The sequence below is a fragment of the Burkholderia sp. KCJ3K979 genome (genome assembly GCF_016759955.1).
In the GTDB taxonomy this organism is placed as follows: domain Bacteria; phylum Pseudomonadota; class Gammaproteobacteria; order Burkholderiales; family Burkholderiaceae; genus Burkholderia; species Burkholderia orbicola.
In genome coordinates this window covers 1-13,930 of the sequence record NZ_JACFYV010000179.1, presented here as the reverse complement: position 1 = coordinate 13,930, position 13,930 = coordinate 1, and the positions used below count along the sequence as shown (strand labels likewise).

Genomic DNA, 13,930 nt, shown 5'->3' with positions numbered 1-13,930 from the left:
CCGTCAGCCGCGTCTCCGATGAAGCGAACCGCGGCTGACGGCGCGCCGGGGCCGCGTTTAACCGACCTGCTCGAGTTCTTCCTGCACGGCGAGCCAGTCCGCCTCGACCGTTTCGAGCCGGGTATTGACCTCGCCGAGCTTGCGGATCGCGTCGGTCAGTTCCGTCTTGCGCGCGGCTTCGTAGCTCGCCGGATCGGCGACGAACGCGTCGAGGCGCGCCTTTTCGGCGTGCAGTGCTTCCATTTCCTTCTCGAGCTTCGTGATGCGGTTCTGCAGCGGCTTCTTCAACTGGGACAGCCGTTGGCGTTCCTCGGCCGCCTGACGCTTCTGATCCTTGCGGTTGACGCCCGGATCGGCGCCCGCGGCCGCCGCGCTGTCGGCCTTCGCGGCCGCGCGCTGCTCGGCCGCGTGCTGCAGCAGCCAGTCGCGGTAGTCGTCGAGGTCGCCGTCGAACGGCTGCAGCCGGTGCTTCGCGACCAGCATGAACTGGTCGGTCGTCGCGCGCAGCAGGTGACGATCGTGCGACACGAGGATCAGCGTGCCTTCGAATTGCGCGAGCGCCATCGTTAGCGCGTGGCGCGTTTCGAGGTCGAGGTGGTTCGTCGGTTCGTCGAGCAGCAGCAGGTTCGGCTTCTGCCAGATGATCAGCGCCAGCGCGAGACGGGCTTTTTCGCCGCCCGAGAACGGCCCGACCGGGCTGGTCGCCATGTCGCCCGAGAAATTGAAGCCGCCGAGGAAGTCGCGCAGTTCCTGCTCGCGCGTGTCGGGCGCAAGCCGTGCCAGATGCGCGAGCGGCGAATCGTCTTCGCGCAGCGTTTCGAGCTGGTGCTGCGCGAAATAGCCGATCGTCAGCCCCTTGCCGTCGCGCACGTGCCCCGACAGCGGCGCGAGCGTGCCGGCCAGCGTCTTGATCAGTGTCGACTTGCCCTGGCCGTTGGCACCCAACAGGCCGATACGCTGGCCGTTCTGGATCGACAGCGCGACGCGCTCGACGATCGGGATGTCCGTTCCGTCGTCGGCGTGATAGCCGCAGCGGACGTCCTCCATCACCATCATCGGGTTCGGCGCGGCATCGGGCGTGCGGAATTCGAACGTGAACGGCGACGCGATGTGCGCGGGCGCGATCAGCTCCATCTTCTCGAGCGCCTTCATCCGGCTTTGCGCCTGCTTGGCCTTGGTCGCCTTGGCCTTGAAGCGGTCGACGAAGCTCTGCAGATGCTCGATCGTCTTCTGCTGCTTCTCGTACGCGCTTTGCTGCAGCGCCAGTTGCTGCGCGCGCAGCACCTCGAACTGCGAGTAATTGCCGCCGTAGCGCTTCACCTGGCGGCTTTCCAGATGCAGCGTGACGTTGCAGATCGAGTCGAGGAATTCGCGGTCGTGCGAAATCACGACGAGCGTGCCGGGGTAGCGATGCAGCCAGTCTTCGAGCCAGACGATCGCGTCGAGGTCGAGGTGGTTCGTCGGTTCGTCGAGCAGCAGCAGGTCGGAGCGGCACATCAGCGCCTGCGCGAGGTTCAGGCGCATGCGCCAGCCGCCGGAGAAGCTCGCGACGGATTCGCGCGTTTGCGCGAGCGTGAAGCCCAGGCCGAGCAGCAGCGCTTCGGCGCGGGCCGGCGCGGTGTAGCCGTCGGCATCGGCGAATGCCGCGTGCGCGTCGGCTTCGGCGGCGCCGTCGTGTGCGGCCGACGCGGCGGCGATGCGGGCCTCGATCTCGCGCAGCGCGGTATCGCCGTCGAGCGTGTAGTCGAGCGCCGAGCGGTCGACCGCGGGCGTTTCCTGCGACACGTGGGCGATCCGCCACGACGGCGGCATCGAGAAATCGCCTCCGTCGGAATGCAGCTCGCCGCGCAGGACGGAAAACAGCGTCGACTTGCCGGCGCCGTTCGCGCCGATCAGGCCGGCTTTCTCGCCGGGATTGAGCACGAACGAGGTCGACTCGAACAGCGGCTTGGTGCCGCGCGCAAGGCTGAACTGATTGAAACGGATCACGGCGGAAATGACTGGCCAAAACCGCTATTCTAGACCGCGCGTCGGTTGCGCCGGGCATCGGCCGTTCGGCGGATGCCGCAACGGCGCAATTTCGCCTAGACTCCACGTCGATCGGTTTCGTAAAAGGAGTGCCCGATGTCCACCCTGTATTCGTTCAGCGCAGAGACGCTCGCCGGCGCGCCGGTATCGCTCGACGCGTATCGCGGCAAGGTGCTGCTGATCGTCAATACCGCGAGCGAGTGCGGTTTCACGCCGCAGTACGCGGGTCTGCAGAAGCTGTACGACCAGTACGCGGCGCGCGGTTTCTTCGTACTCGGCTTCCCGTGCAACCAGTTCGGCAAGCAGGAGCCGGGCGACGCCGCGCAGATCGGGGCATTCTGCGAGCGCAACTACGGCGTCACGTTCCCGATGTTCGCGAAGATCGACGTGAAGGGCGACCATGCGCATCCGCTGTATCGCTACCTGACCGACGAGGCGCCCGGCATTCTCGGCCTCAAGGCGATCAAGTGGAATTTCACGAAATTCCTGATCGACCGCGAAGGGCGCATCGTCAAGCGCTACGCGCCGTCCACCAAGCCCGATGAAATCGCCGCGGACATCGACAAGCTGCTGTGACGGCGATGCGCGGCGTGGGCCGCGCCGGTGCAGATCGTGCGTGTGCCGCCGTTACAGGATCGGCGCGAACAACCGCGCGACGTGCATCGCGATGCGCCGCCAGGCAGGCGACTGCCGGTATTCGTCCGCATTCACTTCGTACGCCTGCGCGAAGTCGGCATCGAGCATCGTCTCGACTTCGCCGGCGAACGCGCGATCGACGGTCATGACCATGACCTCGAAATTGAGGCGGAACGAACGGTTATCGAGATTCGCGCTGCCGACCGCCGCCGCGATGCGGTCGATCAGCACGACCTTCTGGTGCAGGAAGCCGGGCCGGTAGCGGAACACTTTCACGCCCGCATCGACGAGGTCGCGCGCGTAAAGCTTGGACGCCTCGAACACGACGTAGTGATCGCGCCGGCTAGGGATCAGGATGCGTACGTCGACGCCGCGCATCACGGCGAGTTTCAGCGCGGAGACCACGGCTTCGTCGGGAACGAGGTACGGCGTGGTGATCCAGACCCGCTCGCGGGCGGCGTTGATCGATTCGACGAAGAACAGCGAGCCGGTTTCCTGCTTGTCGGCCGGCCCCATCGGCACCGCGAGGCAATGCATGCCGTCGCCGGGCTGCGCGGGCGGCGGCAGCGCGATGGGCGGCAGTTTCTGCGTCGCCCAGTGCCAGTCTTCGGCGAACACGTACTGGATGCTCGCCACCACGGGGCCGCGGATCTCGATGTGGGTGTCGCGCCATGGCGACAGGCGCGGCTTCGCGCCGAGATATTCGACACCGACGTTGTGGCCGCCGACGAACGCGCGATTGCCGTCGACGACGACGATCTTGCGATGGTTGCGGAAGTTCAGCTGGAAGCGGTTGACGAATTTCCGGTTGGTCGCGAACGGATGGACTTCCACACCGCCCCGGCGCAATGCGTCGACGTAGCTGTGCGGCAGGTCGAAGCTGCCGATGCTGTCGTACAGCAGGCAGCAGCGTACGCCGGCGGCCGCGCGCGCGAGCAGCGCGTCGCGCAGCATCCGGCCGAGCGCATCGTCGCGCACGATGAAGAACTGGACGAGCACGTAGTCGCGCGCGGCGTCGATCGCCGACAGGATGGCCGAGAACGTCGCGTCGCCGTTCACGAGCGTGCGTACCGAATTGCCGCCGAGGAACGGCATGCCGCCGAGCCGCGTGAGCGCGAGCACGGCAGCCTGCCCCAGCGCGTCGGCGGCCGGCCCGTCGGTCGCATCGGTCGCGCGCCACGGCGCACGCGGTGTGTGTGTGCGCAACATTTCCAGCTCGTGGCGCCGGGCGTCGACGTAGCCGGAGAATTTGCTGCGGCCGAGGAACAGGTATGGAACGAGCGTCAGGTACGGCATGGCCGTGAGCGAGACGGCCCACGCGATCGCGCCTTGCGACGTGCGCGTGTTCATGATCGCGTGGCACGCCGCGACGATCCCGAGCACATGGATGGTCAGGATCAGGGTGCCGAGATGTAGCCAGTCGAGGGTCATGGGCGCGTAAAGGACTCCCGAGCGGACTCCCGAGGGGATTCCGCAGGTCGTGCGGCCGGGCGGCCGCCTACGCGCATCTTACCCAACCGTGCGGCGCAACGGTGTGCCGCACGGCGGGTGGGCCGGCAACGCTCAGGCCTTGCGCGGCAGGTCGGACGCCTGGATCAGGAACACGGCGTCATCGCCCGCGCTGGTGGGCAGCCACGTGAGCTCGAGGCCGCCGAACGCCGCTTCGACGTGCTCGCGCTCGTTGCCGATCTCGACGACGAGCACGCCGTCGTCATGCAGCCAGCGGTGCGCTTCGGCGACGATGCGTCGCACGATGTCCATCCCGTCGTCGCCGCCGGCGAGCGCCATCTCCGGTTCGTGCCGATATTCGGGCGGCAGCGCGGCCATCGACGCGGCATTCACGTACGGCGGGTTCGTCAGGATCACGTCGTAGCGCGAGTCGGGATCGGTGCGGAACGCGGGCAGCGGTGCGTAGAGGTCGCCGCGGTGCAGCCCGATCCGGTCCTCGAGGCCGTAGTCGCGCACGTTGATTTCCGCGACTTCGAGCGCCTTGTCCGACAGGTCGACCGCGTCGATCTCGGCGTTCGGGAACGCGCTTGCCGCGAGGATCGCGAGGCAGCCGGAGCCGGTGCACAGTTCGAGCACCGCGCCGACCTGCTCGGGATCGGCGACATACGGCTGCAGCCCGTCGTCGAGCAGTTCGCCGATGAACGAGCGCGGCACGATCACGCGTTCGTCGACGTAGAAGCGGTGGCCGTGCATCCACGCTTCATGCGTGAGGTACGCGGCCGGCACGCGGTCGGCCGCGCGTCGTTCGATCACCGCGAGCACGGCCGCGATTTCGTCGGGCAAGAGGCGCGCGTCCATGAACGGCTCGAGCGTGTCGAGCGGCAGGTCGAGCGTATGCAGCACGAGGTAGGCCGCTTCGTCGTACGCGTTGTCGGAACCGTGACCGAACGCGAGCTTCGCTTTCGAGAAGCGCGTGACCGCGTAGCGCAGCAGGTCGCGGACTGTGGCAAAAGGTGTCGTCATGCGAGGCTCCGTCAGGCGATCAGTTGTTCGAGCACGCGTCGGTACACGTTCTTCAGCGGGTCGACGAAGCGCACTTCGATGTGCTCGTCGATCTTGTGGATGCTGCCGTTCGGCGGGCCGAACTCGATCACCTGCGGGCAGATGCGCGCAATGAAGCGGCCGTCCGACGTGCCGCCCGTCGTCGACAGCTCGGTCGTGATACCGGTCTCGGTGCGGATCGCGTGTTCCAGCGCGCCCGACAGTTCACCGCGCGGCGTGAGGAACGGCAGGCCGCTCACCGACCACTTCAGCGTGTATTCGAGGCCGTGCTTGTCGAGGATCGCGTGCACGCGGGCCTGCAGGCCTTCGACGGTGCTCGCGGTCGAGAAGCGGAAGTTGAACAGCAGGTCGGCGTGGCCCGGGATCACGTTGGTCGCGCCGGTGCCAGCGTGCAGGTTCGACACCTGCCAGGTGGTCGGCGGGAAGTATTCGTTGCCGGCGTCCCATTGCTCGGCGGCGAGCTCGGCGAGCGCCGGCGCGAGCAGGTGGATCGGGTTCTTCGCGAGGTGCGGATAGGCAATGTGGCCTTGCACGCCCTTGATGACCAGTTCGCCGGACATCGACCCGCGGCGGCCGTTCTTGACGACGTCGCCGAGCTCGGCGGTCGACGTCGGCTCGCCGACGATGCAGTAGTCGAGCCGCTCGCCGCGTTCCTGCAGCAGCTCGACGACCTTCACGGTGCCGTCGGTGGCCGGGCCTTCCTCGTCGCTCGTGATCAGGAACGCGATCGCGCCGCGGTGGTCCGGATGCGCCGCGACGAATTCCTCGGAGGCGACGACGAACGCCGCGAGCGACGTCTTCATGTCGGCCGCGCCGCGGCCGTACAGCTTGCCGTCGCGATGGGCGGGGACGAACGGCGGCGAGGTCCACTGTTCGAGCGGGCCGGTCGGCACGACGTCGGTATGGCCCGCGAACGCGAGCAGCTTGCCGTCGCGGCCGTCGGTGCCGCGCTTGACGGCCCACAGGTTGGTCACGCCGTGCGACGCGATGGTCTCGCATTCGAAGCCGAGCGCGGCGAGGCGCTCGGTCATGATCTGCTGGCAGTGCTGGTCGTCGGGCGTCACGGACGCGCGGGCGATCAGCTGTTCGGTAAGGGCTAGGGTGGCGGACATGGTTCGGACCACTTTCGATAAAAAATGCCGGCGCGGTGGCCGGCAGCGACAGGGCGTCGGGCGGCGCCCGTGGGCGCAGCGCGGGCGACCCTATGCGGCAAACAACGCCGCGTATTGATCGGCCACGAAGCCGAGCGATTTCACGCGGCCGTTGACGACGAGCACGGGGCGCTTGATGACCGACGGCTTGTGGATCATCAGCGCGACCGCGCCGGTCTTCGTTTCGGCAGCCGCCTTCATCGCGTCGTCGAGGCCGCGCCACGTGGTGCCGCGCTTGTTCACGAGCGCGTCGAGCGACACGTCCTTCAGCCAGTCTTCGATCAGCGGCGCGCTGACGCCGAGCTTCTTGAAATCGTGGAACTCGAATTCGACGCCGTGATCGTCGAGCCACACGCGGGCCTTCTTCACGGTGTCGCAGTTCGGAATGCCGTAGACGACCACGGTGTGCGGCTTTGCCATCAGTCGCCTCGCAGCAGCTCGTTCAGGCCGACCTTCGCACGCGTCTTCGCGTCGACCTTCTTGACGATCACCGCGCAGTACAGGCTGTGCGAACCGTCCTTCGACGGCAGGTTGCCGGCGACGACGACCGAGCCGGCCGGGATGCGGCCGTAGCTGACTTCGCCCGTCTCGCGATCGTAGATCTTCGTGCTCTGGCCGAGGTACACGCCCATCGAGATCACCGAGTTTTCCTCGACGATCACGCCTTCGACGACTTCCGAGCGCGCGCCGATGAAGCAGTTGTCTTCGATGATGACCGGATTCGCCTGCAGCGGCTCGAGCACGCCGCCGATACCGACGCCGCCCGACAGGTGCACGTTCTTGCCGATCTGCGCGCACGAACCGACCGTGGCCCACGTGTCGACCATCGTGCCTTCGTCGACGTACGCGCCGATGTTGGTGTACGACGGCATCAGCACGACGTTCTTCGCGATGAACGAGCCGCGGCGCGCGATGGCCGGCGGGACGACGCGGAAGCCGCCCGCGGCGAAGTCTTCGGCCGTGTAGTTCGCGAACTTCGACGGCACCTTGTCGTAGAACTGCGAGTAGCCGCCGGCCGGCATCGGCGCGTTGTCCTCCAGGCGGAACGACAGCAGCACGGCCTTCTTCAGCCACTGGTGGACCGTCCAGTTGCCGTCGATTTTCTCGGCGACGCGCAGTGCACCCTTGTCGAGCTGCTCGATCGCGTGAGCGACGGCTTCGCGGACGTCCGCGGGCGCGGCCTTCGGCGACAGCTCGGCGCGGTTTTCCCAGGCGGTATCGATGATTTGCTGAAGTTGTTGCGACATGTTCGTTTTCGCAGGAGATGGATGGAATTGATCGGGATGGACGTCTTACCGCGCGAGAGCGCGGCAGAAATCGACGATGCGTTGCGCGCCCTCGACGCATTCGGGGGTGCCCGCGACGAGCGCGATCCGGATGAAATCGCGGCCCGGGTTCGTGCCGTGCGCATCGCGCGCGAGGTACGAGCCGGGCAGAACCGTCACATTATAGTCGGCGTACAGGCGGCGGGCGAACTCGGTGTCCGACAGGCCGGTACGCGACACATTGGCCCACAGGTAGAACGCGGCGTCGGGCAGCTTCACGTCGATCACGTCGGCGAGCATCGGCGTGACCGTATTGAACTTCTGCAGGTACAGCGCGCGGTTCTCGCGCACGTGCGCCTCGTCGTTCCACGCCGCGATGCTCGCGTGCTGCCAGACCGGCGACAGCGCGGCGCCGTGGTACGTACGGTACAGCAGGAATTTCTTGAGCAGCGCGGCGTCGCCGGCGACGAAGCCCGAGCGCATGCCCGGCACGTTCGAGCGCTTCGACAGGCTCGACAGCATCACGAGCCGCTCGAAGCCGCGGCCGAGGCGGTGCGCGGCCTCGAGGCCGCCGAGCGGCGGCGCCGCTTCGTCGAAATAGATTTCGGAATAGCACTCGTCGGACGCGATCACGAAACCGTGGCGGTCCGACAGTGCGAACAGCTCGCGCCAGTCGTCGAGCGTCAGCACGGCACCCGTCGGGTTGCCGGGCGAGCACACGTACAGCAACTGCGTGCGCGCCCACACGTCATCGGGCACGGCCGCGTAGTCGCACGCGAAGTTGCGGGCCGGGTCGCTGTTCGCGAAATAGGGTTCGGCACCGGCGAGCAGTGCCGCGCCTTCGTAAATTTGATAGAAAGGATTCGGACAGAGTACGATCGCCTTCTTGCCGTCCGCGGACGGCCGTGCATCGATCACCGTCTGCGCGAGCGAGAACAGCGCTTCGCGCGAGCCCGATACCGGCAGCACCTGCGTGGCCGGATCGATCGCCGGCAGCCCGTAGCGGCGCTCGAGCCAGTGCGCGATCGACGTGCGCAGCGCGTCCGAGCCGGCCGTGGCCGGGTACGACGCGAGCCCGTCGAGCGCGGCCACCACGGCGTCGCGGATCAGCGCCGGCGTCGCGTGTTTGGGCTCGCCGATGCCGAAGCTGATCGGTTTGAGGTCGCCGGAAGGCGTCACGTCCTTGAACAGGGCGCGCAGCTTTTCGAAGGGATAGGGCTGGAGCGAGTCGAGTCGAGGGTTCACGGGCGAAGCGGCCATCGCGGCCGGTTGGAGCGAAAGAAGCGGCGGGCGCGCCGCGCGGCTGCGAACGGGCGCCGGGGCGCGCGGCTCGCAACGGACGATTATAGCGTGACGCAATGCGGTCACGGCCTGCCGGAACGGCGGCCGGGCCGGTCGAATAAAGGGTATCGAACCAAATGAACAACGCGGTACGCGGCAGCCTGCCGACGCTGGCCATCCTGATCGGCGCGTCGGTATGGGGCCTGATCTGGTATCCGCTGCGGATCCTCGCGTCGCTCGGCGTGACGGGCACGCTGGCCAGCGCGCTGACGAGTCTCGTCGCCTTCCTGTTCGTGATCGTCGCGCGGCACCGCACGATCGCGACGCTGCGCTGGCACTGGGTGCTGCCGGGCATCGCGGTGACGGCCGGCGTGACGAATCTCGGGTTCGTATGGGGCACGATCCACGGCGAGGTGCTGCGCGTGATGCTGCTGTTCTACCTGACGCCGGCCTGGACCGCGATCTACGCGCACTTCCTGCTGCGCGAGCGGCTGACCTGGGCCGGCGCGGGGCTCGCGGCGCTGTCGATCGGCGGCGCGATGCTGATGCTGTGGTCGCCGGCGCTCGGTTTGCCGCTGCCCGCCAACCCGGCCGAATGGGCCGGCCTCGCGGCCGGGCTGAGCTTCGCGATGAGCAACGTGCTGGTGATCAAGGCGAGCCGCGAGCTGCCGGACATGCGCGCGGAAATGCGCACCGCGACGCTCTTCGGCGGCGCGGCCGTGTTCGGCGCGATCGCGTCGCTGTTCGAAGGGCTGCCGGCCGCGCCGGCGAGCGGCCAACTGGGCGTGGCCGCGCTGATCATCGCGGCGATCGGCGTGACGATGGCGTCGAACAACCTGCTCGTCCAGTACGGTCTCGCGCGCGTGCCGGCGAACCGCGCGTCGATCATCATGCTGTTCGAGATCGTGATCACCGCGCTGTCGGCGTGGGTGTTCGCGAACGAGCTGCCGAGCGCGCGCGAGTGGGCGGGCGGCGCGTGCATCGTGCTCGCGACGTTGCTGTCGAGCCGGGTCCATCGTGCCGCGCCGGCACCGGACAAACCCGGCGACGGTCGGGACGGCACACGCGCGATGGTATGATGGAAGCCGTTTGCGGGGCCCAACGCTGGATGCGCGCGGCCCCGTTTTTGAATTCCGGGGCGCGTGGCGCGCAGGGGCTCTCCGGCCCCGCGCCGTGCGGCCCCGTCCGTTTCACACCTTCTTCACATCCGATACCGCCGTGCGTCTGAGCTCGATCAAACTCGCTGGCTTCAAATCCTTCGTCGATCCCACGCATTTCCAGGTTCCGGGCCAGCTTGTCGGCGTGGTCGGCCCGAACGGATGCGGCAAGTCCAACATCATCGATGCCGTGCGCTGGGTGCTCGGCGAGTCGCGCGCCTCCGAGCTGCGCGGCGAATCGATGCAGGACGTGATCTTCAACGGTTCGACCGCCCGCAAGCCCGGCAGCCGGGCCAGCGTCGAACTGATCTTCGACAACTCCGACGGCCGCGCGGCCGGGCAGTGGGGCCAGTACGGCGAAATCGCCGTGAAGCGCGTGCTGACGCGCGACGGCACGTCGAGCTACTACATCAACAACCTGCCGGCGCGCCGCCGCGACATCCAGGACATCTTCCTCGGCACCGGCCTCGGGCCGCGTGCATACGCGATCATCGGGCAGGGCATGATCGCGCGGATCATCGAGGCGAAGCCGGAAGAGCTGCGCGTGTTCCTCGAGGAAGCCGCCGGCGTGTCGAAGTACAAGGAACGTCGCCGCGAAACCGAGAACCGCCTGCACGACACGCGCGAGAACCTGACGCGCGTCGAGGACATCGTCCGCGAACTCGGCGCGAACCTCGAAAAGCTCGAGGCGCAGGCGGTGGTCGCGACCAAGTACAAGGAACTCGTCGCCGACGGCGAGGAGAAGCAGCGCCTGTTGTGGCTGCTGCGCAAGAACGAGGCCGCCGGCGAGCAGCAGAAGCAGCAGCGCGCGATCGAGCAGGCGCAGATCGACCTCGAGGCGCAGACGGCGAAACTGCGCGAAGTCGAGGCGCAACTCGAGACGCTGCGGGTCGCGCACTATTCGGCGAGCGACGCGATGCAGGGCGCGCAGGGTGCGCTCTACGAGGCGAACGCCGAGGTGAGCCGCCTCGAAGCCGAGATCAAGTTCATCGTCGAATCGCGCAACCGCGTGCAGGCGCAGATCGCCGCGCTGAATGCGCAGCGCGAGCAGTGGCGCGCGCAGGCCGAGAAGTCGCAGGACGAGCTCGAGGAAGCCGAAGAGGCGCGCGCGATGGCCGACGAGAAGGCCGCGCTCGCCGAAGACAACGCGGCCGCGAAGCACGATGCGCTGCCGGCGCTCGAAGCGAAGTGGCGCGACGCGCAGGCGCAGCTCAACGACGAGCGCGCGCGGATCGCGCAGACCGAGCAGTCGCTGAAGCTCGAGGCCGCGCACCAGCGCAACGCCGATCAGCAGCTCCAGCAGCTTCAGCAGCGTCACGAGCGCCTGAAGAGTGAAGCGGGCGGGCTCGACGCGCCGGACGAGACGCAGCTCGAAGAGCTGCGCATGCAGCTGGCCGAGCAGGAAGAGATTCTCGCTGAAGCGCAGGCCCGCCTCGCCGACGCGCAGGAAACGGTGCCGCGCCTCGACGGCGAGCGCCGCGCCGCGCAGGAGCGCGTGCAGGCCGAAGCCGCGCAGATCCACCAGCTCGAAGCGCGCCTCGCCGCGCTGAAGCAGTTGCAGGAAAACGTGCAGACCGAAGGCAAGGTGCAACCGTGGCTCGACAAGCACGAGCTCGGCGCGCTGCCGCGTCTGTGGAAGAAGCTGCACGTCGAGGCCGGCTGGGAAGCGGCGCTCGAGGCCGTGCTGCGCGAGCGTCTCGCCGCGCTCGAAGTATCGAATCTCGACTGGGTGAAGGCATTCGCGACCGATGCGCCGCCCGCGAAGCTCGCGTTCTACGCGCCGCCCGCGGCCGGCGAGCCGCCCGCCGCGGTGGCCGGGCTGCGGCCGGTGCTGTCGCTGGTGCGCATCGACGACGCGGGCATCCGCGCGGTGCTGAACGACTGGCTCGGCAACGTCTACGTGGCCGACGACGTCGCGCAGGCGCTCGCGACGCGCGCGCAGTTGCCGGCAGGCGGCGCGTTCGTCGTCAAGGCCGGCCATATCGTCACGCGCGTTGGCGTGCAGCTGTACGCCGCCGATTCGGAGCAGGCCGGGATGCTGGCCCGCCAGCAGGAAATCGAAAACCTGGCGCGCCAGGTGCGGGCGCAGGCGCTGCTCGCCGACGAGGCGCGCACGGCTGCCGTGCGGGCGGAAGCGGCGCACACGCAGGCCACGCAGGCGCTCGGCGACGTGCGCGCGCAGGCGGAACGCGCGACGCAGCGCGTGCATGCGCTGCAGATGGACGTGCTCAAGCTCGCCCAGGCGCACGAACGCTATACGCAGCGCAGCACGCAGATCCGCGAGGAACTCGAGGAAATCGGCGCGCAGATCGAAGAGCAGCGCGCATTGCGCGCGGAGTCGGAAGCGAATTTCGAGCGCTTCGACGGCGAGCTCGCCGAACTGCAGGCGCGCTTCGAGGACAACCAGCTCGCGTTCGAGTCGCTCGACGAATCGCTGACGCAGGCGCGTCAGGAAGCGCGCGACCTGGAGCGCGGCGCGAACGACGCGCGCTTCGCCGCCCGCAACGCGGTGACCCGGATCGACGAGCTCAAGCGCACGATCCAGGTCGCGCACGAACAGAGCGAGCGCGTCGCCGCGTCGCTGGAAGACGCGCGCGCCGAACTCGAGACGATCAACGAGCAGACCGCGCACACGGGCCTGCAGGACGCGCTCGAAATTCGCGCGGCGAAGGAAGAAGCGCTGCAGGCCGCGCGGATCGAGCTCGACGACCTGACCGCGAAGCTGCGCGCGTCGGACGAGCAGCGGCTCGTCGCCGAGCGTTCGCTGCAGCCGCTGCGCGACCGCATCACCGAACTGCAGCTGAAGGAGCAGGCCGCGCGCCTGGCCGTCGAGCAGTTCGCCGAGCAGCTCGCAGCCGCCGAGGTCGACGAAACCGCGCTGGCCGCGAAGTTGACGCCGGATCTCAAGCCGTCGTACCTGCAGGGCGAAGTCACGCGCCTGAACAACGCGATCAACGCGCTTGGCCCGGTGAACATGGCCGCGCTCGACGAGCTGAAGGCCGCGAGCGAGCGCAAGGTGTTCCTCGACGCGCAATCGGCCGACCTGATCGACGCGATCACGACGCTCGAGGACGCGATCCACAAGATCGACCAGGAAACCCGCACGCTGCTGCAGGGCACCTTCGACGAGGTCAACCGTCATTTCAGCGACCTGTTCCCGCGCCTGTTCGGCGGCGGCCAGGCGAAGCTGATCATGACGGGCGACGAGATTCTCGATGCCGGCGTGCAGGTGATGGCGCAGCCGCCGGGCAAGAAGAACGCGACGATTCACCTGCTGTCGGGCGGCGAGAAGGCGCTGACCGCGACCGCGCTCGTGTTCGCGATGTTCCAGCTGAACCCGGCGCCGTTCTGTCTGCTCGACGAGGTCGACGCGCCGCTGGACGACGCGAACACCGAGCGTTTCGCGAATCTCGTGCGCGCGATGTCCGACAAGACGCAGTTCCTGTTCATCTCGCACAACAAGATCGCGATGGAAATGGCGCAGCAGCTGATCGGCGTGACGATGCAGGAGCAGGGCGTGTCGCGGATCGTGGCGGTGGACATGGAAACCGCCGCGGGTTTTGCCCAGAATTGACGTTTGACGAAACCGGACCGCGTTCGCGCGGCGCACGAGCGCCCGTTCGCGGTCCCGACGAAAAAGAATTGCTGATGGAGCGTGCATGGACGAGTTGACACTCGGTTTGATCGGCGCGGGCGCCGTCGTGGTGGGCGGCGTCGTGGTCTACAACGCATGGCAGGGCGCGAAAGTGCGGCGCAGGATGCCGCGCCCGATGCCGGAGGAAGCGGCCGAGGCGATGAACCGCCCCGAGCGCGACGAAGAGTTGCCGTTCATCGAACCGGTGCGTCAGCCGGTGCGCCGCGAGCCCGCGGCACCGGTCGCGGCGGCGCCGGCGGCTGCGGC

10 protein-coding genes and 1 pseudogene are annotated in these 13,930 nt (G+C 68.0%); 4 read left to right on the top strand and 7 right to left on the bottom strand.

From position 1 onward, the window contains the following. Positions 1-57: 57 nt before the first annotated feature. Positions 58-1,989, bottom strand: coding sequence for an ATP-binding cassette domain-containing protein (locus H3O04_RS27405; RefSeq protein ID WP_202588861.1), 1,932 nt, complete (start codon positions 1,987-1,989; stop codon positions 58-60). 135 nt (positions 1,990-2,124) lie between these two features. Between H3O04_RS27405 and H3O04_RS27400 the strand changes: the two genes are divergently transcribed. Continuing rightward, entirely contained in the window at positions 2,125-2,604 is a 480-nt protein-coding gene (locus tag H3O04_RS27400; protein WP_011549528.1) for a glutathione peroxidase, read from the top strand. A 51-nt stretch (positions 2,605-2,655) separates the two neighbouring features. Here H3O04_RS27400 and cls read toward each other — a convergent pair whose 3' ends face one another. The 6 genes from cls to dapC form a co-directional block, all read right to left on the bottom strand. Further along, positions 2,656-4,095 (bottom strand): cardiolipin synthase, encoded by a 1,440-nt coding sequence (gene cls, locus H3O04_RS27395; protein WP_077179867.1) that lies wholly within the window; start codon positions 4,093-4,095, stop codon positions 2,656-2,658. 132 nt (positions 4,096-4,227) lie between these two features. Then, positions 4,228-5,136 (bottom strand): 50S ribosomal protein L3 N(5)-glutamine methyltransferase, encoded by a 909-nt coding sequence (gene prmB, locus H3O04_RS27390; protein ID WP_006478476.1) that lies wholly within the window; start codon positions 5,134-5,136, stop codon positions 4,228-4,230. 11 nt (positions 5,137-5,147) lie between these two features. Further along, the gene (gene dapE, locus H3O04_RS27385) at positions 5,148-6,287 is read right to left on the bottom strand and encodes a succinyl-diaminopimelate desuccinylase (RefSeq protein ID WP_077179868.1); all 1,140 of its coding nucleotides are present in this window, start codon (positions 6,285-6,287) and stop codon (positions 5,148-5,150) included. 90 nt (positions 6,288-6,377) lie between these two features. Then, the gene (locus H3O04_RS27380; protein WP_006478478.1) at positions 6,378-6,746 is read right to left on the bottom strand and encodes an ArsC family reductase; all 369 of its coding nucleotides are present in this window, start codon (positions 6,744-6,746) and stop codon (positions 6,378-6,380) included. Next, on the bottom strand, positions 6,746-7,573 hold the full coding sequence (dapD, locus tag H3O04_RS27375; protein ID WP_006478479.1) for a 2,3,4,5-tetrahydropyridine-2,6-dicarboxylate N-succinyltransferase: 828 nt from the start codon (positions 7,571-7,573) through the stop codon (positions 6,746-6,748). Before dapD ends, H3O04_RS27380 begins: the two co-directional genes overlap by 1 nt. A 45-nt stretch (positions 7,574-7,618) precedes the next feature. Continuing rightward, complete coding sequence (gene dapC / locus H3O04_RS27370; RefSeq protein ID WP_011549532.1) at positions 7,619-8,851, bottom strand: succinyldiaminopimelate transaminase; 1,233 nt, start codon at positions 8,849-8,851, stop codon at positions 7,619-7,621. Between the two features lie 158 nt (positions 8,852-9,009). Between dapC and H3O04_RS27365 the strand changes: the two genes are divergently transcribed. From H3O04_RS27365 to H3O04_RS27355, 3 genes and pseudogenes are all read left to right on the top strand, one after another. After that, positions 9,010-9,951, top strand: coding sequence for a DMT family transporter (locus H3O04_RS27365; RefSeq protein WP_027807064.1), 942 nt, complete (start codon positions 9,010-9,012; stop codon positions 9,949-9,951). Between the two features lie 139 nt (positions 9,952-10,090). After that, positions 10,091-13,603, top strand: a complete 3,513-nt coding sequence (smc, locus tag H3O04_RS27360) for a chromosome segregation protein SMC (protein WP_202588860.1) — start codon at positions 10,091-10,093, stop codon at positions 13,601-13,603. Between the two features lie 85 nt (positions 13,604-13,688). Beyond that, positions 13,689-13,930: pseudogene (locus H3O04_RS27355) on the top strand (cell division protein ZipA C-terminal FtsZ-binding domain-containing protein); the annotation flags it as partial.

Coding starts and splice junctions, on each gene's coding strand:
- H3O04_RS27365 (WP_027807064.1), top strand. CDS start 9,010: ATGAACAACGCGGTACGCGGCAGCCTGCCGACGCTGGCCATCCTGATC.
- dapC (WP_011549532.1), bottom strand. CDS start 8,851: ATGGCCGCTTCGCCCGTGAACCCTCGACTCGACTCGCTCCAGCCCTAT.
- H3O04_RS27380 (WP_006478478.1), bottom strand. CDS start 6,746: ATGGCAAAGCCGCACACCGTGGTCGTCTACGGCATTCCGAACTGCGAC.
- cls (WP_077179867.1), bottom strand. CDS start 4,095: ATGACCCTCGACTGGCTACATCTCGGCACCCTGATCCTGACCATCCAT.
- prmB (WP_006478476.1), bottom strand. CDS start 5,136: ATGACGACACCTTTTGCCACAGTCCGCGACCTGCTGCGCTACGCGGTC.
- H3O04_RS27400 (WP_011549528.1), top strand. CDS start 2,125: ATGTCCACCCTGTATTCGTTCAGCGCAGAGACGCTCGCCGGCGCGCCG.
- dapD (WP_006478479.1), bottom strand. CDS start 7,573: ATGTCGCAACAACTTCAGCAAATCATCGATACCGCCTGGGAAAACCGC.
- dapE (WP_077179868.1), bottom strand. CDS start 6,287: ATGTCCGCCACCCTAGCCCTTACCGAACAGCTGATCGCCCGCGCGTCC.